The organism is Qingshengfaniella alkalisoli (assembly GCF_007855645.1).
In the GTDB taxonomy this organism is placed as follows: domain Bacteria; phylum Pseudomonadota; class Alphaproteobacteria; order Rhodobacterales; family Rhodobacteraceae; genus Qingshengfaniella; species Qingshengfaniella alkalisoli.
In genome coordinates this window covers 1,055,130-1,078,512 of record NZ_CP042261.1, presented here as the reverse complement: position 1 = coordinate 1,078,512, position 23,383 = coordinate 1,055,130, and the positions used below count along the sequence as shown (strand labels likewise).

The 23,383-nt window shown below is 58.6% G+C and carries 22 protein-coding genes and 1 riboswitch; of the genes, 18 read left to right on the top strand and 4 right to left on the bottom strand.

Annotated elements, in window-relative coordinates:
* Positions 1-62 precede the first annotated feature (62 nt).
* From FPZ52_RS05515 to FPZ52_RS05475, 9 genes are all read left to right on the top strand, one after another.
* Positions 63-911, top strand: coding sequence for a LysR family transcriptional regulator (locus FPZ52_RS05515; protein WP_146364478.1), 849 nt, complete (start codon positions 63-65; stop codon positions 909-911).
* Between the two features lie 187 nt (positions 912-1,098).
* Positions 1,099-1,473: a helix-turn-helix domain-containing protein gene (locus FPZ52_RS05510; protein ID WP_146364476.1), complete on the top strand. Its 375-nt coding sequence runs from the start codon at positions 1,099-1,101 to the stop codon at positions 1,471-1,473.
* 30 nt (positions 1,474-1,503) lie between these two features.
* A complete protein-coding gene (locus FPZ52_RS05505) occupies positions 1,504-2,319 on the top strand; it encodes an inositol monophosphatase family protein (RefSeq protein ID WP_420851705.1) in 816 nt (271 codons plus the stop codon).
* 195 nt (positions 2,320-2,514) lie between these two features.
* Positions 2,515-3,897, top strand: coding sequence for a magnesium transporter (gene mgtE, locus FPZ52_RS05500; protein ID WP_146364474.1), 1,383 nt, complete (start codon positions 2,515-2,517; stop codon positions 3,895-3,897).
* Positions 3,894-4,460: a 5-formyltetrahydrofolate cyclo-ligase gene (locus tag FPZ52_RS05495; RefSeq protein ID WP_146364472.1), complete on the top strand. Its 567-nt coding sequence runs from the start codon at positions 3,894-3,896 to the stop codon at positions 4,458-4,460. The genes mgtE and FPZ52_RS05495 overlap by 4 nt, the downstream gene beginning before the upstream one ends.
* Positions 4,461-4,500: 40 nt before the next feature.
* The gene (locus FPZ52_RS05490) at positions 4,501-5,313 is read left to right on the top strand and encodes a TIGR00282 family metallophosphoesterase (protein ID WP_146364470.1); all 813 of its coding nucleotides are present in this window, start codon (positions 4,501-4,503) and stop codon (positions 5,311-5,313) included.
* Between the two features lie 107 nt (positions 5,314-5,420).
* Positions 5,421-7,199, top strand: a complete 1,779-nt coding sequence (locus tag FPZ52_RS05485; protein ID WP_146364468.1) for an SLC13 family permease — start codon at positions 5,421-5,423, stop codon at positions 7,197-7,199.
* A 70-nt stretch (positions 7,200-7,269) separates the two neighbouring features.
* Positions 7,270-8,010 (top strand): YebC/PmpR family DNA-binding transcriptional regulator, encoded by a 741-nt coding sequence (locus FPZ52_RS05480; protein ID WP_146364466.1) that lies wholly within the window; start codon positions 7,270-7,272, stop codon positions 8,008-8,010.
* Positions 8,011-8,141: 131 nt separating this feature from the next.
* Positions 8,142-9,068, top strand: coding sequence for a DMT family transporter (locus FPZ52_RS05475; RefSeq protein WP_240804408.1), 927 nt, complete (start codon positions 8,142-8,144; stop codon positions 9,066-9,068).
* Here the strand turns inward: FPZ52_RS05475 and purD are convergent.
* Positions 9,065-10,333, bottom strand: a complete 1,269-nt coding sequence (purD, locus tag FPZ52_RS05470; RefSeq protein ID WP_146364464.1) for a phosphoribosylamine--glycine ligase — start codon at positions 10,331-10,333, stop codon at positions 9,065-9,067. The genes FPZ52_RS05475 and purD overlap by 4 nt on opposite strands.
* A 67-nt stretch (positions 10,334-10,400) precedes the next feature.
* On the opposite strand from purD, the gene xseA reads away from it, so the two are divergent.
* The 4 genes from xseA to FPZ52_RS05450 are packed head-to-tail and all read left to right on the top strand — an operon-like array spanning position 10,401 to position 15,195.
* Positions 10,401-11,975 carry an exodeoxyribonuclease VII large subunit gene (xseA, locus tag FPZ52_RS05465; protein WP_146364462.1) on the top strand — a complete coding sequence of 525 codons (1,575 nt, stop codon included), beginning with the start codon at positions 10,401-10,403 and terminating at the stop codon, positions 11,973-11,975.
* 3 nt (positions 11,976-11,978) lie between these two features.
* Positions 11,979-13,700: an NAD(P)H-dependent oxidoreductase subunit E gene (locus tag FPZ52_RS05460; protein WP_146364460.1), complete on the top strand. Its 1,722-nt coding sequence runs from the start codon at positions 11,979-11,981 to the stop codon at positions 13,698-13,700.
* Between the two features lie 30 nt (positions 13,701-13,730).
* Positions 13,731-14,810 carry a signal recognition particle-docking protein FtsY gene (gene ftsY, locus FPZ52_RS05455; protein WP_146364458.1) on the top strand — a complete coding sequence of 360 codons (1,080 nt, stop codon included), beginning with the start codon at positions 13,731-13,733 and terminating at the stop codon, positions 14,808-14,810.
* Complete coding sequence (locus FPZ52_RS05450) at positions 14,803-15,195, top strand: GNAT family N-acetyltransferase (RefSeq protein WP_146364456.1); 393 nt, start codon at positions 14,803-14,805, stop codon at positions 15,193-15,195. The genes ftsY and FPZ52_RS05450 overlap by 8 nt, the downstream gene beginning before the upstream one ends.
* Here the strand turns inward: FPZ52_RS05450 and FPZ52_RS05445 are convergent, their stop codons facing one another.
* Complete coding sequence (locus FPZ52_RS05445) at positions 15,196-15,684, bottom strand: MgtC/SapB family protein (protein ID WP_146364454.1); 489 nt, start codon at positions 15,682-15,684, stop codon at positions 15,196-15,198.
* Between the two features lie 51 nt (positions 15,685-15,735).
* On the opposite strand from FPZ52_RS05445, the gene FPZ52_RS05440 reads away from it, so the two are divergent.
* A complete protein-coding gene (locus FPZ52_RS05440) occupies positions 15,736-16,641 on the top strand; it encodes an EamA family transporter (RefSeq protein ID WP_146364452.1) in 906 nt (301 codons plus the stop codon).
* A 60-nt stretch (positions 16,642-16,701) separates the two neighbouring features.
* Entirely contained in the window at positions 16,702-17,313 is a 612-nt protein-coding gene (locus FPZ52_RS05435) for an inner membrane-spanning protein YciB (protein ID WP_146364450.1), read from the top strand.
* A gap of 14 nt (positions 17,314-17,327) precedes the next feature.
* Here the strand turns inward: FPZ52_RS05435 and FPZ52_RS05430 are convergent, their stop codons facing one another.
* Positions 17,328-18,035, bottom strand: coding sequence for a glutathione S-transferase N-terminal domain-containing protein (locus FPZ52_RS05430; protein ID WP_146364447.1), 708 nt, complete (start codon positions 18,033-18,035; stop codon positions 17,328-17,330).
* 98 nt (positions 18,036-18,133) lie between these two features.
* Positions 18,134-18,212: riboswitch (SAM riboswitch) on the top strand.
* A 48-nt stretch (positions 18,213-18,260) separates the two neighbouring features.
* On the opposite strand from FPZ52_RS05430, the gene metZ reads away from it, so the two are divergent.
* The 3 genes from metZ (at position 18,261) to FPZ52_RS05415 (ending at position 22,129) form a co-directional block, all read left to right on the top strand.
* A complete protein-coding gene (metZ, locus tag FPZ52_RS05425; RefSeq protein WP_146364445.1) occupies positions 18,261-19,451 on the top strand; it encodes an O-succinylhomoserine sulfhydrylase in 1,191 nt (396 codons plus the stop codon).
* 66 nt (positions 19,452-19,517) lie between these two features.
* Positions 19,518-20,618: a GTP cyclohydrolase FolE2 gene (gene folE2, locus FPZ52_RS05420; protein WP_146364443.1), complete on the top strand. Its 1,101-nt coding sequence runs from the start codon at positions 19,518-19,520 to the stop codon at positions 20,616-20,618.
* Positions 20,619-20,680: 62 nt separating this feature from the next.
* The gene (locus FPZ52_RS05415) at positions 20,681-22,129 is read left to right on the top strand and encodes a TrkH family potassium uptake protein (protein ID WP_146365667.1); all 1,449 of its coding nucleotides are present in this window, start codon (positions 20,681-20,683) and stop codon (positions 22,127-22,129) included.
* A gap of 26 nt (positions 22,130-22,155) precedes the next feature.
* Here FPZ52_RS05415 and FPZ52_RS05410 read toward each other — a convergent pair whose 3' ends face one another.
* Positions 22,156-23,361 (bottom strand): S1 family peptidase, encoded by a 1,206-nt coding sequence (locus FPZ52_RS05410; protein WP_146364440.1) that lies wholly within the window; start codon positions 23,359-23,361, stop codon positions 22,156-22,158.
* Between the last annotated feature and the right edge of the window lie 22 nt (positions 23,362-23,383).

The window sequence follows — 23,383 nt, the reverse complement described above, 5'->3', positions numbered from 1 at the left end:
CGCATCCAAGCGTATAAGTAAAATGAATTATAGTTTCCTATATCATCACGGAGTGTGATGTAATGCGCAGTCTTGACCTTTCTTCTCTTCGTTCGTTCATCGCAGTTGCCGATGCCGGTGGCGTAACCCGCGCGGCCAATCTTCTGAATTTGACCCAATCTGCGGTATCGATGCAGATGAAGCGCCTGGAAGAAGGGCTGAATGTAGAGCTTCTCGACCGGTCCGCGCGTACAGTCGCTCTTACGGCCGCTGGGGAGCAGTTGCTGGGCTATGCACGTCGGATGCTGGCGCTGAACGATGATGTTGTCACGCGGTTGACTGGGGACGAATACGAAGGTGAATTATCGTTGGGTGTCCCACATGACATCATTTATCCGCATATTCCGACTGTTCTGCGCCGTTTCCATGCGGAGTTCCCGCGCATGAAGGTCCAGCTGCAATCCAGCTACACGCGGCGGTTGAAGGAACTATACCTGCGTGGTGAGTGTGATTTGATCCTCACAACAGAAGATCACCTGGACGCCGGAGGCGAAACGCTCGCAAAAATTCCACTGGTCTGGTTGGGTGCACCCAACGGAAACGCGTGGAAAACACGCCCACTACGGCTGGCATTCGAACCCAACTGCATTTTTCGTGGAGCGGTACAGTCCGCTCTCGATACCGCTGGCATCCCATGGGAAATGGCCATCGAGGCGGAATCCAGTCGCGCCATCGAAGCCTGCCTGAGCGCGGATCTGGCGGTTAGTGCGATGCTGGAAGGGAGTGTTCCAGGCTATCTGGACGTTGTAGTCCACGGCGGCGCTCTACCGGATCTAGCCAGAAAAAAGATCAACTTATACGTTTCCGAACTGACCAGATCACTTCCGCGTGAACGCCTGTCTGAGCTTCTAAGGCTCAGTTATGCAGGATAATACTCGTTTATCCGCGGCTTTTCGCCGATTACCTACGGTTGAGTTGTAACTTGCTTGTCAACGACTGCATAAGATTTTTCTACGAAGTTACAGCTTATCGCGCTATGCTGATGCGGGAATACTTCAAAAGCATTTTTAGTATAAGTTGTAAGTTTACTGATTTGGCTTAGGCCACTGTGAGGTTGTTATGAAACATCCCGTTGATGTGTATGTCGGAAAAAAAATTCGTCATCGCCGTTGGATGATTGGCATGACACAACAACAACTGGCAGAAAAAGTTGGAATAAAATTCCAGCAGATCCAGAAATATGAAACTGGAATGAACCGCGTCAGCGCCTCGCGGCTGTGGGATATCTCGGACGCACTACAGGTTCCGGTTGCTTACTTCTTCGAAGGGTTCGACCCGGAAGTCGAACAGACGCAAATGCTAGCCAAGGGCGCGCCGGCGGACATTCTTAGCGACAAGGAAGCGCTGGAACTCGTAAGGTCGTATTATGCCATTCCCGAAAACCAGCGACGACAGCTATTTGAACTTGCGCGCGTGCTTAGCGACGCTGCTTGACCTGCCGCGACGGACGGCTCACATAGCGGCATGACTGGTATGACGCGGGGCGGTCAGGCCGCCGATATAGTTGAAACGGCACGCTTGCTGGCAGATGCGGCACGCCCTATCACGCTTGAACATTTCCGGACCGTGGCTTTGCCCACGGACAACAAATCCTCTGATGGTTTCGATCCTGTAACCGTTGCCGACCGCGATTGTGAAGCGCGCTTGCGAGAACTGCTTGAACAACATCGCCCTGATGATGCCATTCGCGGTGAGGAATTCGGCGTCAAGGAAGGTAACTCCGGTGTCACATGGGTGATCGACCCCATAGATGGTACACGCGGATATATGTCCGGTACGCCCACTTGGGGGGTTCTGATTGCTGCGCGTGACGCGTCGGGCCTAATATATGGCATCATTGATCAGCCTTTTACGCGGGAACGGTTCGAGGGCGGGCAGGGCATCGCGCAGTACACCGGCCCCACGAATACAAGCCCCTTGAAGACCCGCGATGGTGTTGGACTGTCTGAAGCCGTGTTGTTCACCACTTTCCCGGAGGTCGGCTCTGCAGTTGAAGGACAGGCATTTGCCGAAGTGGCCTCCCGCGCCAAGCTGACGCGCTACGGAATGGATTGCTATGCCTATGCCTTGCTGGCGCTGGGGCAGATCGACTTGGTGATCGAAGCAGGCCTGCAGGAGTACGACATCCTGGCGCCCATCGCGGTCATCGAGGCCGCGGGCGGCATTGTGACCGACTGGCAGGGTGGGAGTGCCTTAGGTGGTGGCCGCGTCGTGGCAGCCGGATCAGCGGAACTTCATGCCGAGGCGTTGGCCATACTGAAGTCCGTCGTAAAGGAGTAGTCAGAGAACCCCGTTTCGGCATGTCCCGCAACGAATGAAGTTGTGGAATCGCCGCAGTCGCAAAAGCGTCGTGTACACGTTCTAATGAACTACCAGCCTTTGCTTGCGGCCATTCCAAGAGGACGCTAAGCCGAGCAGGATGGCAATCCCGATGGACCGGAAGCGCTGGCGCATTGGTGAACGCATGGGGACGATATGACGGAAGACGACATCGAGAAGTCCACTGACATCGTGACCGCCGAGCCGGAAACCGGGCAGGTCGAGCGTGTTCTCGATGCGGTAGAAGCCGAAGACCGCGAGAAGCTTCAACAGGAACTTGACGAACTGCACCCTGCGGATGTTGCTGATATTCTGGAACAGATCGATTCCGCAGACCGTGCTGCGCTTTTGTCGCTTTGGTCGAGCGACATGGTCGGGGATGTGCTGTCTGAACTTGACGAAGCACTGCGTGAAGAGGTCATCGAGCAGCTTGAGCCGGAAATGCTGGGGCAGGCGATCCGCGATCTGGAAACGGACGATGTCGTTGATCTGGTCGAGGATATGGATGCCGAAATGCAGGGCACCATACTTGATGCATTGGAGGCGAGTGAGCGCGCGGCAGTCGAACAAGCGCTAAGCTATCCAGAGGAGTCCGCCGGACGCTTGATGCAGCGAGAGGTTGTCACAGCGCCCGAGCATTGGACAGTAGGCGACGCGATTGACTTCCTGCGTGGCCATGACGACGATCTTCCGGAACAATTCTACCATATCATTCTGGTTGACCCGAAGATCCATCCGGTTGGCTATGTTTCGCTGGGTCGAATGCTGGGTTCGCCGCGTCCGACACTGCTTCGAGACATTGTCGAGGAAAGTTTTCGTACGATCTCCGTTGCCGAGCCTGAAGAAAACGTGGCCTATGCGTTCAACCAGTATCACTTGATTTCAGCACCGGTCGTAGACGAGAATAATCGGCTGGTTGGTGTTATCACGATCGACGACGCGATGATCGTACTGGATGAAGAAGCCGAAGAAGACATCTTGCTCCTTGCCGGTGTGGGCGAAGAAAGTCTTAGCGACCGCGTCAGCAGCACGGTTCGTGCGCGCCTTCCCTGGCTTTGCGTGAACCTCGTAACGGCCAATGTCGCGGCGATGGTGATCGCGCAGTTCGAAGGGTCCATCGCGAAGATCGTTGCGCTTGCAGTCCTGATGCCAATCGTTGCGTCCATGGGCGGTAACGCGGGAACCCAATCGCTAACGGTTGCTGTTCGGGCACTGGCTACGAAAGACCTGACTGAATCCAACACCTTCCGGGTGATCCGGCGGGAGGCTCTGGCTGGCCTGCTGAATGGATGTTTCCTAGCGCTGGTGATGGCATCAATCGCGTTTCTCTGGTTCCGGTCCCCGGTGCTGTCTGCGGTGATCGCGTCGGCGATGGTCATCAACATGTTTGTCGCGGGGTTGGCGGGTGTGATGGTGCCGGTTGTTCTGGACAGGCTGAAACTGGACCCGGCCGTTGCATCGGCGACATTCGTCACGACCTGCACGGATGTTGTCGGGTTTGTGTCCTTTCTGGGTTTGGCCACCATCTTTTTGCTATGAACGTGGTGGAGCGCAAACGGCTCGCGCGTCTTGCGGCCAGGGCGCGGCGCGCAGAACTGGTAACCGAAACCGCCAGCCGGTGCGCCAGCGAACATCTTGTACAACTGGTCAAAGACCGAGCGCCGCGAGTCGTTGCTGGCTATATGCCCATCGGGTCGGAAATGGATCCGACGCAGGCACTGCGGGATCTTCTGCCGACAACAGCCATCGCGCTGCCGGTCACGCTAGATGCGGGGCTGGCCCTTGTTTTCAGGGAGTGGACGCCGGGAAGTGCGATGTCACGATCCAAATTCGGAGTGATGGTACCTGCCGAGGGTAAACTGCTGAGCCCCGATCTTGTGATCGTCCCGATGCTGGCCTTTGACCGGTTCGGTCATCGACTGGGTTATGGTGGCGGTTACTACGACCGAACCCTGGAAGAATTCCGTTCTTGCAGAAGCGTGCTTGCTGTGGGGTTTGCCCATTCCGGTCAGGAAGTTGACATGCTGGACACTGAATCCACCGATCAGCCGCTTGACGTGATCGTGACGGAAAAGGGCATCCAACGACCGGATGCGTCATAATTGCCTTGCCGATTGGGGCTCACGGCCCTAGTCAAGCCAAATGCGTATTCTGTTTCTAGGGGATGTGGTCGGACGCGCGGGACGCCAGGCGATCACCACACGGCTCGCGGAGTTGCGGCAGCAATGGTCCATCGATTTCATCATCGTGAATGGCGAAAATGCGACCTCGGGGATTGGGGTGTCACCCGATCACGCGAAGGCCTTGCTGGATGCGGGCGCCGATTGCCTGACGCTCGGCGATCATGCGTTTGACCAGCGCGACATGCTATCGTTTATCGACAAGGAACCACGTATCTTGCGCCCGCTGAATTTCGCTAAAGCGGCTCCGGGGCAGGGCGCGCGCGTCTTCGATGTTCCGGGGGGGCGGAAGATCCTTGTTGCGCAAGTGCTGGGACAGGTCTTTATGAAGCGACCTTTCGATGATCCGTTCTCGGCGGTCGAGCTCGTGATGAAACGACACGCTTTGGGCGGACAGATCAATGCCTCGCTGTTGGATGTTCATGCCGAAGCGACCTCTGAGAAAATGGCGATGGGGCATTGGTGCGACGGGCGGTTCTCGGCTGTCGTGGGTACGCACACGCATGTTCCGACCGGGGATGCACAGATACTGCCTGCGGGTACCGCTTATATGACCGATGCAGGTATGTGTGGTGACTATAACTCGGTGATCGGGATGGAGAAGACGGAGCCTCTGCGTCGCTTCGTAACAGGTATGGGGAAATCTCGCTTCACGCCCGCGACGGGAGACGCAACCTTGTCGGGTCTTTTTGTCGAGACCGATGATGCGACCGGCAAAGCAACAAGAGCCCAGATGGTGCGCGAGGGCGGTCGACTATCCGCTTCAACGCCATAATTTCGCCACTGCGAGTGCTCGTCCGAGAAGCCGCCAGTAGATTCGATGCTTGAGTGTGGTCAACCTGTACGAAATGATGACCCGATGATTCCTGCCATGGGGCGCCAATGAGTGAATTCTTCGGTTACGAACATCTTGACGCCATAATCGCGCTGGTGATCGTGGCCATGATGTTCGTGGCTTTTGTAAGGGAAAGCTACCCGACCGAGGTTGTTGCGATATCCGGCTGCGCGACCATGCTGGTGCTGGGCATTCTACCTTATGATCAGGCACGAGAGGTCCTGGCCAATCCTGCGCCATGGACCATCGCTGCGATGTTCATCGTCATGGGCGCTTTGGTGCGGACGGGTGCGCTTGACTGGTTCATCCAGCGCGTTGACGACATCGCTAAGGGCAAGCCCAAACTGGCGGTTGGCGTATTGCTTGGCTTCGTGGCAATTGCCTCGGCCTTTGTATCGAATACCCCCGTCGTCGTTGTAATGATCCCGGTCTTCGTGCAGCTTTCACGTTCGCTGCAGATACTGCCGTCGAAGCTTTTGATTCCGCTGTCCTACGCCGCGATCATGGGCGGGACGCTGACCTTGATCGGGACATCGACCAACCTGTTGGTTGATGGTGTCGCACGTTCGCAGGGACTGGAACCGTTCTCCATTTTTGAGGTGACGCCGCTTGGCCTTGCCGTCGTTGCGTGGGGAATGCTGTATCTCTATTTCGTGGCACCGCGTATCCTGCCCGCGCGGGAAAGCATGGCCAGCATGCTTGGCAATCGCAAGGGAATGAAATTCTTCACCGAAGTTGCCGTGCCTGAGGAGAGTGCCCTGATCGGGCGTCCGGTCACCGAGGTTGAAATTTTCAAGCGAGAAGGCGTGCGTTTGATCGATGTTTTGCGCGGCGATGCTTCGCTGCGCCGCGATTTGGCGAATGTATCTTTGGAGGCCGGAGACCGCGTGGTCCTGCGCACGGAGATTGCTGAATTGCTGGGGCTGCAAAAGAACCGCGATGTCAGCATGGTGGACAAGTTGTCATCGATAGAGACAACGACGGTCGAGGTGCTGATCACGCCGGGCTGCAAGATGGTCGGTCGGTCGCTCGGTGCGATGCGCCTGCGCCGGCGCTATGGTGTGTATCCGCTGGCCGTTCATCGTTCCAATCAGAACATTGGTCGTCAACTGGATGATCTCGTCGTGCGGGTGGGCGATACGCTGCTGCTGGAAGGCGCGCCCGAGGATGTTCGCCGCTTGGCGCAGGAAATGGATCTTGTCGACGTCTCTGCGCCCTCTGCGCGCGCCTATCGTCGCGGGCATGCGCCGATCGCGCTGGCAAGCCTTGCGGGGATCGTCCTTCTGGCCGCGTTTGGTGTCGCGCCGATCCTGCTGCTTGCCATCGTTGCCGTGGCGGTCGTGTTCATCACCGGCTGTATTGACGCCGAAGAGGCGTTTTCTTTTGTCGAAGGGCGGCTTCTGACGCTGATTTTTGCCATGCTTGCCATTGGGCAGGGGCTGCAGGCGACTGGTGCGGTGGAATTGATCGTCGGTGGTGTCGCTCCGGTTCTGGAACAGTTGCCGCCGTTCTTCTTGGTTTGGGCGGTATATCTGATGACTTCGCTGTTGACGGAACTTGTGTCCAACAACGCCGTCGCGGTAGTCGTGACACCCATTGCCATCGCACTGGCGCAGGCGCTTGGCATAGACCCGCGCCCGCTGGTCATTGCGGTGATGGTGTCGGCCTCTGCCAGCTTCGCAACGCCCATCGGCTACCAGACCAACACCATGGTTTACGGGCCTGGCGGCTATCGATTCAGCGACTATCTGAAGGTTGGCGTTCCGTTGAACCTGTCCGTTGGCCTGCTTGTGTCGCTTTTGATTCCGATGATCTGGCCGCTTTAGCGGAAGGGTGGCTTGTCAGCCGGGTATGACGGATTTATACGGCCCATTGATCAATTCAGGAGATGCGTCAATGGCAGGCCATTCCAAATGGGCCAACATCCAGCACCGCAAGGGCCGTCAGGATGCGGCGCGGTCCAAGCTGTTTTCCAAGCTGTCCAAGGAAATCACCGTCGCGGCAAAAATGGGCGATCCGGACCCGGACAAGAACCCACGTTTGCGTCTGGCGGTAAAAGAAGCAAAATCGCAATCCGTCCCCAAGGACGTGATCGAACGCGCGATCAAGAAATCCCAAGGCGGCGATGCGGAATCCTATGATGAGATCCGCTACGAGGGTTACGGTCCCAACGGCGTCGCGGTGATCGTCGAGGCGATGACCGACAACCGCAACCGGACGGCATCCAATGTGCGTTCGACCTTCACCAAGAACGGCGGCAATCTGGGTGAAACCGGGTCCGTATCCTTCATGTTCGAACGCAAGGGCGAGATCGTCTATCCCGCGTCTGCTGGCGACAACGACACCGTGCTGATGGCTGCGATTGAGGCGGGCGCCGAAGATGTCGAAAGCTCCGAGGATGGCCATGTGATCTATTGTGCGGATACCGATCTGAACGACGTGTCCAATGCGCTGGAAGCAGAGCTGGGCGAAAGTGAATCGACAAAGCTGATCTGGAAGCCGTCCACCACCACGGATTTGGATCTGGAAGGTGCGCAGAAGCTGTTCAAGCTGATCGAGGCACTGGAAGACGATGATGACGTCCAGCGCGTCACCGCCAATTTCGAAGTGTCGGACGAGGTGATGGCGGCACTTTGATCGCCTGTCGGCACGAAGATGGAAAGGCGGTGCTCCATAGAGTGCCGCCTTTTTCGTAGCATGTCAGCCCACGGCTGCGGGTCGTTGTTTCCTCTCTGGCGCTTGCCGATGAAACATGCAATTTCAATGAAATGACTGACAATTCTTTAGCCGCTGCACCCAAGGCGCAATCCCAACCCTTGCTCGGTATTTTCTGGATGGTCGTCACCGGCCTGATGTTCGTGGGCGTGCAGGCGACGGTCAAGGCGATCGGGGACGCGGTTCCACCGGCCGAGGCGTCTTTTCTGCGCTATTTTCTGGGGTTGGTGTTTCTAATCCCGATGGCTCGTAGCTTGCGCTCCGCTAGGGTTAGCAAGGGAGACTGGGGGCGATTTGCGGCGCGTGGCTTCGTTCAGGCCGTCGGCGTGATCCTGTGGTTTTTCGCGATGACCCAGATCTCGCTGGCTGAAATCACGGCGATAAACTACCTGTCACCGATCTATGTCACCATCGGCGCGGCGCTGTTTCTGGGTGAAACGCTGGCTATGCGCCGGATTGTTGCGGTCATGGTCGCATTGCTTGGGGCGTTGATCATTCTGCGGCCCGGTGTTCGGGAAATTGGCGCGGGGCATCTTGCAATGCTCGGCACGTCGCTGTGTTTCGGGATTTCCTACCTGATGGCCAAGAGCCTGTCGTCGCGCAACGGGCCGGAGGTCGTCGTGGCGATGCTGTCTGTCTTCGCCACGATAGCGCTTGCGCCCTTCGCCGTGATGAACTGGGTGACGCCGACATTCGGGCAACTGGCCGCGCTTCTGCTGGTCGCAGCCTTCGCGACCGGGGGGCACTACACCATGACCTTGGCCTTTCGCGCCGCGCCCGTATCCGTCACGCAGCCCGCCGCATTCCTGCAACTTGTGTGGTCGGTGATCCTTGGACTTCTGATGTTCGACGAAGCGATAGACCCGTGGGTCGTGCTTGGCGGCGTCGTGATCGTCGCTGCCATTTCTTTCATATCCTGGCGCGAGGCACGATCGGCGCGGCGGAGCGTGACGCCCTCACCGCTGCAGACCAAGTCTTAGTCTTTCAAGGCGCGCCAGCCGATGTCGCGTCGATAGAAGCCTTCGGGCCAGTCAATCGTCTTGAGTTGAGCATAGGCCGCATCGCGCGCATCCTGCAAGGTCGCCCCGCGCGCGGTCGCATTCAGAACGCGCCCGCCCGTCGCCACGATCTGCCTGTCCATTTCACCCGTACCGGCGTGAAACACGACTTGTTGGCTGTCTTCGGTCAAACTGCCCAGCCCCTTGATCACGGTGCCTTTTTCATAGCTTCCGGGATACCCCACCGATGCCATCACGACCGTCATGGCGTGATCATCGGCCCAATTGACCTGTGCCTCATCCAAACGCCCCTCGGCGCAGGCCTGCAGCAGATCCAGTATCTGTGCGCCGAGGCGGATCATCAACACCTGGCACTCCGGATCGCCGAAGCGGCAATTGTATTCCACGAGTCTCGGTTGGCCGCCCTCGATCATCAGCCCGGCATAAAGCACGCCGTGATACGGGCTGCCGCGCTTGGCCATTTCTTTCAAGGTTGGCCGGATGATCTCGTCCATAGCCTTTTGTGCGACCTTATCCGACAGGATCGGGGCAGGGGAATAGGCCCCCATGCCGCCCGTGTTCGGTCCCGTGTCACCTTCGCCGACGCGTTTGTGATCTTGTGCCGTTCCGATGGAAAGGGCGCTTTCACCGTCGCACAGGATGAAAAAGCTTGCTTCTTCGCCGGTCATGAATTCCTCGATGACGACCTCCGCCCCTGCGTCGCCGAATGCTCCGCCGAAGATGTCGTCGATGGCGTCGAGCGCGGTGGCCTCGTCCATCGCGACAATAACGCCTTTGCCCGCGGCCAACCCGTCCGCCTTGACGACGATGGGTGCACCTTGGGCGCGGATGTAGTCCTTCGCGTGGGCGGCATCAGTGAAACGTGCATAGGCTGCGGTCGGGGCGCCTGACGCGTCGCAGATTTCCTTGGTAAAGGCTTTGGAGGCCTCCAGGCGCGCGGCATCTTTCGAAGGGCCGAAACACAAGATGCCGGCTGCTCGCAGATCATCCGCCACACCTGCCGCCAACGGGGCTTCAGGCCCAATGATCACGAAGTCGATTGAATTATCGGCTGCGAACTGCGCAACGGCCTGTCCGTTCTCGATATCCAGCGCGGCGCAATCGGCAATCTGCGCGATCCCCGCATTGCCGGGCGCGACGATCAGACGGTCGCATTTGGGATTCTGCATGACCGCCCAGGCGAGACTGTGCTCGCGCCCGCCGCTTCCGAGGATCAAAATGTTCATGTGCGCTCCTTGGACTTCCTTGGGCGGCGTTCTATGCTGAGCGTTACTACGGCGCAAGCGAGGCGATATGAATGATCTGATCGATGATGGCCCCCTATCCGACGAGAACGGGCAGGGGTCCAACGCACCGGAATTCACGGTCTCGGAACTGTCAGGTGCCGTAAAGCGCAGCATCGAATCAGGTTTTTCGCATGTGCGCGTGCGGGGCGAAATCGGGCGCGTATCGCGCCCGCGTTCCGGCCATGTCTATCTGGACTTGAAAGATGATCGCGCGGTGCTCGCCGGAGTGATCTGGAAGGGTGTCGCGAGTCGGCTGCCGACCCAACCCGAAGAGGGGCTGGAGGTCATCGCCACTGGACGCCTGACGACCTTCCCCGGCCAGTCCAAATATCAGATCGTGATTGAAAGCATCGCGCCGGCGGGCGTAGGAGCCCTGATGGCGATGCTGGAAAAGCGCAAGAAGGCGCTGGAGGCCGAAGGTCTGTTCGCATCTGAACGCAAGAAGCCTCTGCCTTACCTGCCGCAGATCATTGGCGTTGTGACCTCGCCTTCCGGTGCCGTGATCAGGGACATTCTGCATCGTCTGCGCGATCGCTTCCCACGCAAGGTATTGATCTGGCCGGTTGCGGTGCAGGGCGAGAAATGCGCACCAGAGGTGACCCGTGCCATTGAAGGCTTCAACCGGCTTACGCCGGGCGGAGCGCTGCCTCGGCCCGATCTGCTGATCGTGGCGCGAGGGGGGGGCTCTATCGAGGATCTCTGGGGCTTCAACGAGGAATCTGTGGCGCGAGCGGTGGCTGCGTCGGAAATTCCGGTGATTTCCGCTGTCGGCCATGAAACGGACACCACGCTTGTCGATTTCGTATCAGACCGGCGCGCGCCGACGCCGACGGCAGCGGCGGAACTGGCGGTGCCTGTCCGGGCGGAGCTTCTGGCGTGGACTGAACAGCAGGGATCTCGCCTGACGAGTGCGCTCGTGCGCGGTGTTACGACCCGTGGCCAGCGACTGCGTGATCTGTCTCGGGCCTTGCCACGCGCCGAAGATTTGACGCGCCAGTCAGAGCAGCGGCTCGACCAATGGGCAGATCGCCTGCCGCGCGCCTTGGTGGCGCTGGTCGAGCGGCGCAGGCGTCATTTGGCGGAGGTCTCGGGCGCCGTGCGTCCAGCTGCGTTGTCGTCCCGCACTCGCGATGCGCGTCAACGGCTGGATAACCTGTCAGCGCGTCTTGGACCCGCGCTTGCCTTGGGTTTAAGAGGTAGGCAACGGGAGTTCGCAAAGGAAGCGGCCCGGCTTGGGCCGCGAGCAACCCAGCGATTGGTCGCCGAAGGGCGTCGCAGGTTACCACAGTTGTCGACGCAGATGGTTGGCGCGATTCGCGTTGATCTGAACCGGCAGGCACAACGTCTGACCGCAGCTGATCGGCTGCTGGAGGGGCTCAGCTATCACGGCACACTAAAACGCGGTTATGCCGTGATACGCGCGGGCGATCAGGTTGTAACGAACCATGCGAGCGCCGCAAAGCAACCGGTGCTGGATATCGAATTCAGCGATGGCAGGCTTGAAGTTGCCACTGCGGCGGGGAGCACGAGGCCCACTCGTAGCTCCGCACCGAAAAGCCAACCCTCGCTTTTTGATGAGTAACCGATGACCAACGTCGCCCAGGACAAGCCGTGGAAGTCAGGCAGAGGCAAAGGCCGAGGCACGCCCAAGGGGCGGCAGCTTGATGATACGGCCTGGGCCGAGGTCAGGGTGCTGCTGGGGGGTCGCCCGCGTCAGCGCGCCCTCCTGATCGAATTCCTGCATCTTATTCAAGACCGGTATGGTCATCTCTCTGCCGCGCATCTTCGTGCCTTGGCGGAAGAGATGCGCCTGTCGATGGTCGAAGTCTATGAAGTCGCCAGTTTCTACGCGCATTTCGACGTAGTGAAGGAAGGGGAGACCCCACCGCCGCCGCTGACCATCCGAGTCTGCGAGTCTTTAAGCTGTGAACTGGCTGGCTCTGGGGCGTTGTTTGACAAGCTCACCGCCGAGACCGACCCGCGACGGGTCCGGGTCGTGAAAGCGCCCTGCATGGGCGGATGTGACAAGGCGCCCGCCGCACTAGTGGGACGCATGGCCGTTGGCAATGCGACGGTGGGGGAGCTTGTCAGGGCCGCCGGAAATGCTTGCCGGTCCCCGGTCTTGCCACCCTATGAAACGCTTGACGATTATCTGGCAGATGGCGGCTATCAGATGTTGCGCAGGTTGCGCGCCGCCGGGTCACCTGACGAGGTCGAACAAGCGCTGCTGGCCGCTGGTCTGCGTGGGCTTGGCGGGGCAGGATTTCCGTCCGGCAAGAAATGGTCATTCGTGCGCGCGGAACAAGGTCCACGGTTGATGGCCGTCAACGGCGATGAAGGAGAGCCTGGCACCTTCAAGGACCGCTACCATCTGGAACGTGTGCCTCATTACTGCCTGGAGGGAATGCTGATTGCCGCCTGGGCGGTCGAGGCCGAGCGGGTTTATTTCTACATACGCGATGAATATCCGGCGGTGCTGGAGATTCTGCGTCGTGAAATCGCTGCGCTGGAGCAGGTGGGATTAATTGATCCGGGCTATGTCGAGCTTCGTCGCGGGGCGGGTGCGTATATCTGTGGGGAAGAAAGCGCGATGCTCGAGTCGATCGAAGGCAAGCGTGGTATCCCACGCCATCGTCCGCCCTATGTCGCACAGGTTGGCCTGTTCGGGCGGCCGACGCTGGTCCACAACGTCGAAACGCTGCATTGGATTGCGCGCATCTGCCGCGAGGGGGCTGACGTGTTTGCTGGCGTCGAGCAGAACGGGCGCAAGGGCTTGCGTAGCTACTCCGTCTCCGGGCGCGTGGCGAAGCCGGGTGTCTACCTGCTGCCTGCAGGGTCTACTATCCGGGATGTGATCGATGCCGCTGGTGGTATGACCGTGGGACACCGCTTCAAGGCCTATCAACCGGGTGGGCCGTCTTCGGGCATTTTGCCGGCATCGCTGGATCATGTGCCGTTGGATTTCGATACGCTCAATGAACATGGTGTATTTATCGGTTCAGCTGCCGTCGTCGTTCTGTCGGACCGTGACAACGTAAAAGCGGCTGCCCAGAATATGCTGCGTTTCTTCGAACATGAAAGCTGCGGTCAATGTACGCCGTGCCGGTCGGGATGTGAAAAAGCTGTGCAACTGATGGCGGCCGAACATTGGGACCAGCCGCTCCTGGGCGAGTTGGCGCAGGTTATGGCGGATGCATCGATTTGTGGGTTGGGGCAGGCAGCACCGAACCCCTTCTTGACGGCTATGAAGTATTTCCCCGACGAGGTTCGACCTGCCACTCTTCCATCTTCGCGGACGGAGCGATAGGGAAAGAAAAACCGGGCAAGGGATTTCAGAATGTCATTCTTCGGCAAACTCAAAGAGCGGATGTTCAAATCCTCCTCGAAGATCGAGGAAGGACTGGATGCGATAGTCGAGGATGCCATCGATCCCGAACCGGTCGCGCAGCCCGTCGCAGATCCCCAACCTGAGCCCGAACCAAGGCCTGCCGATCCGGCTCCGGCACCCACGCCAGAACCCGAGCAGGAAAAAAACAGCCTTATTGGTCGCCTGGTTGGTCGCAAGGCCACGCCCGACACGCCGCGCCGCGTTCTCGATGACGAGATGCTGGAACAGATCGAAGATCTTCTGATCACTGCAGATATGGGTGTGGACACGGCGATGCGTGTCAGCGCGAACATGGCGCAAGGCCGCATGGGGCAGCGTTTGACGACGCAGGAGCTCAAGGCGTTGATGGCCCGCGAAATCGCCGCCATCATGGACTCGGTGGCCCGCCCTATGCCGCTTTACCCCAAGAAGCCGCAGGTCGTGCTCGTGGTCGGTGTGAACGGGTCTGGGAAGACAACCACCATCGGCAAGCTTGCCAGCCAGTTCAAGGCCGCAGGAAAATCTGTCGTGATAGCCGCCGGTGATACCTTCCGCGCCGCAGCGGTGGAGCAGCTTCAGGTTTGGGGCGAACGCGCAGGTGTTCCGGTGCTTACCGCGCCAGAAGGCTCGGACCCTGCATCCTTGGCATTCGACGCGATGACCAAGGCAGAACAGGACGGTGCCGACCTGTTGTTGATAGATACGGCAGGCCGTTTGCAAAACCGCGCGGATCTGATGGAAGAACTGTCCAAGATCGTCCGGGTGATCCGCAAAAAGGATCCCGAAGCCCCGCACAACACCCTGTTGGTCTTGGATGCGACGACGGGGCAGAACGCTGTCAGCCAGGTCGAGATATTTCAGAAGCTTGCCGATGTCTCGGGGCTGGTGATGACCAAGCTCGATGGCACAGCCAAGGGCGGCGTTCTGGTGTCGCTCGCCGACAAGTTCGGGCTGCCCATCCATGCGATCGGTGTCGGAGAACAGATTGACGATCTTTCCCCCTTCGATCCAGAGGAATTCGCCGCCGCGTTGACCGGACTGGATGGCTGAGTTCTCGCTGATACCACCAAGCGCCGAAGATTATCTCCGGCTTCGGGCCCGCGTTGCGATGGGCCGACGTTCGCCCGAAGGGGCCAAAATTGCCCTTGAAAATGATCTCTTTGCGCAATGGGTGTACGATCGGGATCGGCTGGTCGGCATGGGTCGGGTGCAAGGCGACGGTGGGTGCTTTGCCTTCATCACGGATATGGCGGTCGATCCCGGTTTTCAGGGCCGCGGGATCGGCGGCGAAATCCTTGACAGGCTCTTGCAGTGGGCTGATGCGAACTTGCCGAGCGGCTGTCTGACCAGCTTGATCGCCAACCCTTCTGCCGTAGAATTCTACAAATGTGCGGGGTTTTTTTCCTGTCAGGGGATGGGACGATATGTGCCCTGATCATCGGTTGTCGTTGTGCGTCTCCATGAAAAGTTTCCGCAATAACCACAGGATGATCAAGGCTGCGACCGTCGCTATGCAGGCCATTGTCAGGCTTCCCGTCCCGCAGGCCAGACCGACGGCACCTGCGAGCCACATGCCCGCGCCGGTGGTCAATCCATGCACCGTGTTCTTTCCCGTGATGATCGTCCCCGCCGCAAGAAACGCGACGCCTGCTGTCACGGCCTCCACCAGACGCAGGGGATCAACCCGAAGCTGTGTGGGGGTATCCGCGTCCATCCGCATCAGATCGAGCGCGATCAGGGCGAACAGGCAGGCAGACAGTGAAATCAGCATGTGGGTTCGCAGACCGGCGGGCTTGGTATGCGCCTCGCGTTCATATCCGATCAACCCGCCCAGAAGAACGGAGAAGGCAATGCGCGTGATCGCGACCTCCCACTCCAAACTGGCGAACGGATCCGAGAAGTCAGACAGAAAACGATCGATCATGTGCGGCCTTCCTTCCTTAGATAACTGTCTGAACAGCAGCGAGGTTCCCGTATGAGCGCCTGGTTGCAATCGCTTGAGGGCACAGAAGCCGGTCATGATCTGGCGCTGGTCCTTGCGCTAACGGCTGCCTTTCTTCACGCGATTTTCGGGGCTCTCCAGAAGGGGCGACACGATCCATGGCTGACACGCGGCGCGATCGATTTCTGTTATGGGCTGATTGCGCTGCCCATCGCGCTGTTCATCGTGCCTTGGCCCGAGCCGCATATGTGGCCCATCTTCGCGGGCGCCTTTGCCATCCATGTCGGGTACAAGCTGCTGCAGGCGATGGCCTATACCAAGGGCGCCTACACCGTCGTCTATCCGGTGGTGCGTGGTATGGGACCGTTATTCACGGTCATCGGGGCGTATATTATCTTTGGCGAGACGTTTTCGCTGATCCAGTGGCTTGGCGTCGGGGTATTGCTCGCGGGGATCTTCGGGTTGGCGGTGTATAACCTGATCCATGTCGATGTGGACCGCGAAAACCTTGTACCAGCGCTCTGGCTGGCGGTTGCCACGGGTGGTTTCGTGGCGCTTTACACGACCTATGATGCCTATGGCATTCGCGCGACGGCCGATCCTTTCACCTTCCTTGCCTGGTTCTTCCTGATCGACAGCTTATTCATGCCACCGCTGGCCTATCGCAAATGGCGGCGAATGGAAAACCGCCCGCCGCTGGTGCCATTGATGAAACGGGGGCTTATTGGCGGTCTGATTGCCTATGGCAGCTTCGGGTCGGTGATGTTGGCCACGCGGTTGGACAAGGTGGGTGAGGCGGCCGTCCTGCGCGAGACATCAACCGTCTTCGCAGCGGTAATAGGCTGGGTTTTCTTAAAAGAAAAAGTCGGCCCCCGACGCCTGGCGCTGATGGCCCTGATCGCGCTTGGCGCAGTGATCGTGGAAATGGGCGGACGATAGCGGACTGGCGTTTTGCGCTTCGCGTGACTAGATGGTGCGTGAATTACAGTTGAGGCAGGAATGGCAGAACGCAAAGTAAACCCGATCATGAAGCTGGGGCTGGAGCTTGGCCCGATTATCGCGTTCTTTTTGGCCTATGGCCGCTTGAAAGATCAGGTCTTCACCATCGGCGGTACGGAATATTCCGGCTTTATCGTGGTGACAGCGGCCTTCATTCCGCTTCTGCTGGTCTGCACTGGGATACTCTGGGTGCTGTCGGGCAAGCTGTCGCGGATGCAAATTGTCACGGCGGTTTTGGTTGTCGTGTTTGGCGGCATGTCGATTGCGTTCAATGATGAACGCTTCTTCAAGATGAAGCCGTCCATAATCTATGCGATGTTCGCGGGCATCCTTGGTTTTGGTCTGCTTCAAGGGAAATCGTATCTCAGCTATGTCATGTCAGAGGTGGTGCCGCTTCAAGACGAAGGCTGGATGGTGTTGACCAAGCGCGTGGCGCTGTTTTTCGCGGGTCTGATGGTCGCAAATGAGGTTATCTGGCGCACGATGAGCACGGACGCCTGGGTAAATTTCAAGACCTTCGGGCTGCCGATCGCGACGGTTGCGTTCTTCATGCTGCAAGGCAGGTTGTTCAGCGCCTACGCTCTGCCGGAGGAAAAAAAGGCCGGGGAATAACCCGGCCTTTGGCCTCAACCCTGCTTCTTGAACAGGATCTCCTGCGCCGTCTTGTCGTCTTCCAGATTGGCGCGGTTTTCGCTGGCGAGATCCTTGCCCTTCCGAACGGCTGGACGCTCCCCGACCTGGTCCAACCAACGCTTCAAATTGGGTTTGTCGTCCAGTGTCTGCTGTTGACCCTCCCACAAGGTTGCCCAAGGCCAGATCGCCATATCCGCGATCGAAAAGAAACCGCCCGCTACGAATTCGTTCTCGGCCAGTTGCCGGTCAAGCACGCCGTATAGTCGCCCGACTTCGTTGCGGTAGCGGTCCTTGGCGTAGGGCAGGTCGTTGGGCGGGTCCATTGCAGGGGCGTATTTCAGGAAATGATGCGCCTGTCCCGCCATGGGACCAACGCCGCCCATCTGCCACATCAGCCATTGTTCGACGGCAACCTTTTCGCGTTCGCTCGATCCGTAGAACTGTCCGGTCTTGCGCGCCAGATACTGCAAGATCGCCCCGGATTCGAAAATGGAAATGGGCTGACCGTCCGGCCCGTCGTGATCAACGATGGCGGGCATACGGTTGTTCGGGGCGATCTTCAGGAAGTTGGGTTCGAACTGTTCCCCCGCGCCGATATTCACCAGATGAAGATTGTAGGGCAGGGCCATTTCTTCCAGCGCGATGGAAACCTTCCACCCGTTGGGCGTGGGCCAGTAGTGCAGATCAATCGGTTGAGCCATGTTGCCTCTCCTGTTTGCCTGCCACATAGAAAAGCGCGATAGCTGCGAAGTGCAAGCGGTCACCTTTGCTTGACCAAGGCTGACGGCAGGTATAACCCGAAACTGACCGTGGCGATTTGTTATCCGGATTGCGGGCCACGTTAAACATGCCGCTAAAGAGGGCCAGGATTTCGTAACCCCGGCGCTCTGCAAGCGGTGGGGTTTTATTTTGCGCAGGGGGCGCTGATGACGAAAGACTGGAACACGCGCACGAAACTGGTCCATGCAGGGACGCGTCGTAGCCAATACAACGAGGTCTCCGAGGCAATCTTCCTGACGCAGGGCTTCGTTTACGACACGGCCGAGCAGGCCGAGGCGCGATTTATCGAAACGGGTGAGGACGAGTTCATCTACGCCCGCTACGGTAACCCGACCGTGCGCATGTTCGAAGAACGCATCGCGGCACTGGAAGGGGCGGAAGATGCGTTCGCCACGGCCAGTGGCATGGCCGCGGTAAACGGTGCGCTTGTGTCCATGCTGAAGACGGGTGACCATGTGGTGTCCGCGCGAGCACTGTTTGGGTCGTGCCTGTATATTCTGGAAGAGATCCTTGGCCGCTACGGCGTGGAGATCACGCTGGTTGATGGCACCAATCTGGACGAATGGAAGGCGGCAGTCCGGCCGGACACGAAAGCCGTGTTCCTTGAAGCCATTTCCAACCCGACGCTGGAAGTCGCCGACATCCGCGGGATTTCCGATATTGCGCATGCGGTCGGCGCGCTGGTCGTCGTGGATAATGTATTTGCGACCCCGATCTTCCAGAAATCGCTAAATCTGGGCGCCGATGTCATCATCTATTCTGCGACCAAGCATATCGACGGGCAGGGGCGGGTTCTGGGTGGTGTCGTGCTTGGTACCAAGGACTTCATCCGCAGCACCCTGGAACCCTATATGAAGCACACTGGCGGCTCGATGAGCCCTTTTACCGCGTGGGTGCTGCTCAAGGGATTGGAAACTCTTGATCTTCGCTGCCAAGCGCAGGCGAACACGGCTCGGGCGCTGGCTGACGCGCTTAAGGATCATCCGGCGCTCTCGAAGGTGATCTATCCCGGCCTGCCCGATCACCCAAACCATGCGCTTGCCGCGTCACAGATGGATACGGGCGGCACGATGTTGGCCATTGAGGTCAAGGGAGGCCGAGATGCCGCCTTCCAGGTTCTCAACGCGCTGGAAGTGTTCATTATCTCGAACAACCTTGGCGATGCAAAAAGCATCATTACCCATCCTGCAACAACGACCCATCAGCGGCTGCCGGACGAGCAAAAAGAAATTCTAGGCATTTCGCCGGGTTTGATCCGTATAAGCTGCGGGCTGGAAGACAGCGCCGATCTGATCGCTGATCTGACCAATGCGCTGGACGGTCTGGGGCAGAGTTGACCTGCTGGAATTCGGGTCTCTAGGCCCCTATCTGGGATGAAGACCCGTTTGCGGGAAGGAAGTACGATGAATGCACCGGCCAAACCGACAGTAACCTCTCCCGACAGGACGGATGCGGAGCGTGCGCTCCGCATCTTGCGCAAATGGGTCGAAGAAGCGGATGACGCTGAAATTGCCGATCTTGATCCGGTGGTCGGGCGACTGCGGGAAGACCGTGCCGTATCCAATTATCCTGATCTGTCGCGCGTTTACCCCGAGCATTTCGAGGTCACGGCAGATTACAAGGCTGGCCTTCCCGATCTTCAGAACGGACCGGCGTCGCTGATCCGGGGGGCGCGGGCCCAGATTCAGCATGTTGGTATTTCCAATTTCCGACTTCCGATTCGTTACAAGCTGCGCGAAGGCGGGGAGTTGATGCTGGAAACGTCGGTGACGGGAACGGTCAGCCTTGAGCCCGAGAAAAAGGGCATCAACATGTCTCGTATCATGCGGACATTCTATCGCCACTCGGAGCGCACATTCAGCTTCGAGGTGATCGAGGCGGTGCTGGACGACTACAAAACCGACCTGGAGTCTCTGGATGCCCGGATAGAGATGAGGTTTTCCTTCCCCGTCCGACAGAAAGCGCTGCGGTCTGGGCTTGAAGGTTACCAATATTACGACATCGCGTTGGAACTGATCGAGCATCAGGGCCAACGTCGCAAGATCGTGCATCTGGATTACGTGTATTCCTCGACCTGCCCGTGTTCTCTGGAACTGTCTGAACATGCCCGCCGGTCCCGCAATCAACTCGCGACTCCACATTCGCAGCGATCCGTCGCGCGCGTGTCAGTAGAGATGTTGGGCGAGGAGTGTCTTTGGTTCGAGGATCTGATCGACATTTGCCGCAAAGCTGTACCGACAGAGACGCAAGTCATGGTCAAACGCGAGGATGAGCAGGCCTTCGCCGAACTGAATGCAGCCAATCCGATATTTGTTGAAGACGCTGCCAGGCTGTTCTGCGAACACCTTCGGGCTGACAAGCGTATCGGCGATTTCCGCGTGGTGGCCAGCCATCAGGAAAGCCTGCACAGCCATGATGCCGTGAGCATTCTGACGCATGGTGATACCTTTGAGGTCAACAGCCTTGATCCCAGAATGATGGCCAGTCTGCATCATATAGGCTGATGCAGCAGCCGGATGATGCTGTCCGCTTGACACATTCGGCCGCTGCGGCCATCCCTGCCTTTATGTTCGATATTCGCCCCGTTGGATATGTAATCGGTCTGCTGGTTGCCGCGCTCGGGGCGACGATGCTCATCCCTTTGGCCGTGGACCTGTATGAGGGGAACGGCAACGCCAATGCGTTTCTGGAATCAGCGGTCTTGTCTTTCGCGGTGGGCGGCTTCACAGCGCTCAGCTGTATGTCCTCGGCCGAGGACAATCTCGGGCGCCAACAGCTTTTCCTGTTGACCACGGGCGTCTGGGTAGCTTTGCCGATCTTTGCTGCCGTGCCATTTGTTCTTGGTGCGCCAGGAGCCAGCTACACCGATGCTTATTTCGAGGCCATGTCGGGGCTTACGACAACGGGTTCAACTACTTTCGGAGAGCTGGAAACCCTGCCGCGCGGTGTCCTGCTGTGGCGCAGCATGCTGCAATGGATGGGCGGAATTGGCATCGTCATCGTCGCGATGGTCTTTTTGCCTGAACTGCGCGTGGGCGGGATGCAGATTTTCCAGTCCGAGGCCTTTGACACCGACGGCAAGGTTTTACCCCGCGCCACTGCGATTGCCGCACAGATATCGGTCATCTACGCAATTCTCACGCTGGCTTGTGTGCTGAGCTATATGATTGTTGGCATGCAGCCCTTCGATGCCATCAACCATGCGCTGACAACGGTTTCGACGGGCGGATTTTCGACAACGGACGCGTCCTTCGGCAAGTTTCAGGGCGCGCCGGAATATGTCGCGTCCGTCTTCATGTTCCTCGCGTGTTTGCCCTTCGTACGCTACGTGCAAATCCTCGCCGGAAGTGCCAGGCCACTATTGGTCGATCCGCAGATCCGAGGGTTCGTCTGGACATCGGGCGTACTGACCATTGCGATCTTTCTTTTCCAACTGATCGCGGATGAGGCGCCGATTGAACCCGCTTTCAGAGAGTCGCTGTTCAACGTGATCTCCATCATCACGGGGACTGGCTATGCGAGCGTCGACTACCAACTTTGGGGAGCCTTCCCAATGACGGTGTTCTTCCTGATGGGCCTGATAGGTGGCTGCGCCGGATCAACGGGTTGCTCGATAAAGGTGTTCCGCCACCAAATTCTGATCGCGTCACTGAAGGCGCAAATTCAGCAGGTTCATTCTCCCAATGGCCTGTTCAGAGCCCGGTACAAGGGAAATGTGATCACCGAAGAAATCCTGTCATCGGTCATGACATTCTTTGTGTTGTTCATCTTACTGCTCGGTGTCTTCTCGGTACTGCTCGGAATGACCGGGCTGGACTTCGTGACATCCGTATCAGGCGCCGCGACGGCCATCGCGAATATCGGGCCCGGGCTAGGTGATATGATCGGACCGGCGGGTAACTTCGTTGATATCGATCCCACCGCCAAATGGATATTGTCTTTTGCGATGTTGCTCGGGCGCTTGGAATTGCTTGTCGTTCTGACGCTGTTTCTGCCGCAGTTCTGGCGGGCCTAGTCCGACCCGCCATCGATCTTCATGCGTCAGTCGCGGCAGATGACGAGCGTCGTGATGCGTTCTGCGATGCGCGACAGATCTTCAGGATGCAGATCGCGGGTTGCGCCGATGGTCAACGGTTCTGCGCCGGACTCCTGCAAGAACGCGATCAGGTCAGGGCTGTCGATCATCGCACGATCCGACGAGGTTCCGCTGTGCGAGTCCAATGGCAGCAGCACGCCGCGTACGGCACCGCCCTGGTCTAGAACAGGTCCACCGCTGTCACCCGATTTGGTATTCGCTTCCAGCGTTACAGAGGACTGGTCCGCTGCGCCTGTTTCACCCATTGTCAGCGTGGGCCGACTAATACGCCCGCCATAGGAATAGCCGGAAATCGCGACCGTCGCGTCGGGCTCTGTGTCCAGTGTCGAAAAATGTGCGGACCGGACTGCACCGATGTCGCGGGTAGGGCGCAGCAATGCCAGCGAGCCCGTCCCGTCGGTGTTGGCCAGTTCCATTGGCAGGCCGTCATTGATGGTCAGGTTCGAACAGGAGGCCGCGACGGCGGATGTGGTCAGAACATGCCCCGACGCATCTGCGAACACGCCGCTTGCGCTACGAGAAGCGTGTTCGGAATGAGCCATGTTGGCAAGATCGTCTCTGTCGACCTCTGCGTGGCCCAGATCAGGTTGCATGACACCCTCGACGGGCGTGAAGCTGTTGCGGATACGGGAAAGAACCGCGTCTCGCGTCTCGAGATCATCCGCGGGCCAAACCAAAGTGAATCCCTTGATCGCCTCGCCCGTATCCACTGCATAGCTGTGGCTGACAATCTGATCGTTTTCCCCTTCGATGGTGAAGCTGTCGTCTTGCAAACTGCGCGGTCCGTTGGCCGGCACGAAGTCCATTCCCTGCAAGATCTGGTAATAGGCCGGGAGCATCCCGCGTTTTGAAGGCGTGCTGGACAGGATCAGCCGGATGCCGCTGTTATCGTCGGCTTCGAAATAGGCGAACGGTGCCTCGTAGCGGTCGAAGGCAACCGCGCCCTGGGGCAGCATAACCTGGATGCCGGCCACATCGTCGCGGTGTAGCGTCAGTTCGTATTTCGACAGATCAATCGTCGATTGCATTTGAGGCTGGGCTTGGGCCTGGGTTTCGACAGGCGTACCCTGCCCATGGGTCGCGGTTGCGCACAATGACAGGCTGGCCAGAAGAAAGGCTGTCATGCGAAAGGTGCGGGCGGCGTTGGTCATGATCGCTCCGAAGTGTTCTTGC

Coding starts and splice junctions, on each gene's coding strand:
- metZ (WP_146364445.1), top strand. CDS start 18,261: ATGACGAAAGACTGGAACACGCGCACGAAACTGGTCCATGCAGGGACG.
- FPZ52_RS05445 (WP_146364454.1), bottom strand. CDS start 15,684: ATGATCGATCGTTTTCTGTCTGACTTCTCGGATCCGTTCGCCAGTTTG.
- FPZ52_RS05485 (WP_146364468.1), top strand. CDS start 5,421: ATGAGTGAATTCTTCGGTTACGAACATCTTGACGCCATAATCGCGCTG.
- xseA (WP_146364462.1), top strand. CDS start 10,401: ATGAATGATCTGATCGATGATGGCCCCCTATCCGACGAGAACGGGCAG.
- FPZ52_RS05415 (WP_146365667.1), top strand. CDS start 20,681: ATGTTCGATATTCGCCCCGTTGGATATGTAATCGGTCTGCTGGTTGCC.
- folE2 (WP_146364443.1), top strand. CDS start 19,518: ATGAATGCACCGGCCAAACCGACAGTAACCTCTCCCGACAGGACGGAT.
- FPZ52_RS05505 (WP_420851705.1), top strand. CDS start 1,504: ATGACTGGTATGACGCGGGGCGGTCAGGCCGCCGATATAGTTGAAACG.
- ftsY (WP_146364458.1), top strand. CDS start 13,731: ATGTCATTCTTCGGCAAACTCAAAGAGCGGATGTTCAAATCCTCCTCG.
- FPZ52_RS05480 (WP_146364466.1), top strand. CDS start 7,270: ATGGCAGGCCATTCCAAATGGGCCAACATCCAGCACCGCAAGGGCCGT.
- mgtE (WP_146364474.1), top strand. CDS start 2,515: ATGACGGAAGACGACATCGAGAAGTCCACTGACATCGTGACCGCCGAG.
- FPZ52_RS05450 (WP_146364456.1), top strand. CDS start 14,803: ATGGCTGAGTTCTCGCTGATACCACCAAGCGCCGAAGATTATCTCCGG.
- FPZ52_RS05440 (WP_146364452.1), top strand. CDS start 15,736: ATGAGCGCCTGGTTGCAATCGCTTGAGGGCACAGAAGCCGGTCATGAT.
- FPZ52_RS05460 (WP_146364460.1), top strand. CDS start 11,979: ATGACCAACGTCGCCCAGGACAAGCCGTGGAAGTCAGGCAGAGGCAAA.
- FPZ52_RS05475 (WP_240804408.1), top strand. CDS start 8,142: ATGACTGACAATTCTTTAGCCGCTGCACCCAAGGCGCAATCCCAACCC.
- FPZ52_RS05495 (WP_146364472.1), top strand. CDS start 3,894: ATGAACGTGGTGGAGCGCAAACGGCTCGCGCGTCTTGCGGCCAGGGCG.
- FPZ52_RS05490 (WP_146364470.1), top strand. CDS start 4,501: ATGCGTATTCTGTTTCTAGGGGATGTGGTCGGACGCGCGGGACGCCAG.
- FPZ52_RS05435 (WP_146364450.1), top strand. CDS start 16,702: ATGGCAGAACGCAAAGTAAACCCGATCATGAAGCTGGGGCTGGAGCTT.
- FPZ52_RS05410 (WP_146364440.1), bottom strand. CDS start 23,361: ATGACCAACGCCGCCCGCACCTTTCGCATGACAGCCTTTCTTCTGGCC.
- FPZ52_RS05430 (WP_146364447.1), bottom strand. CDS start 18,035: ATGGCTCAACCGATTGATCTGCACTACTGGCCCACGCCCAACGGGTGG.
- FPZ52_RS05515 (WP_146364478.1), top strand. CDS start 63: ATGCGCAGTCTTGACCTTTCTTCTCTTCGTTCGTTCATCGCAGTTGCC.
- purD (WP_146364464.1), bottom strand. CDS start 10,333: ATGAACATTTTGATCCTCGGAAGCGGCGGGCGCGAGCACAGTCTCGCC.
- FPZ52_RS05510 (WP_146364476.1), top strand. CDS start 1,099: ATGAAACATCCCGTTGATGTGTATGTCGGAAAAAAAATTCGTCATCGC.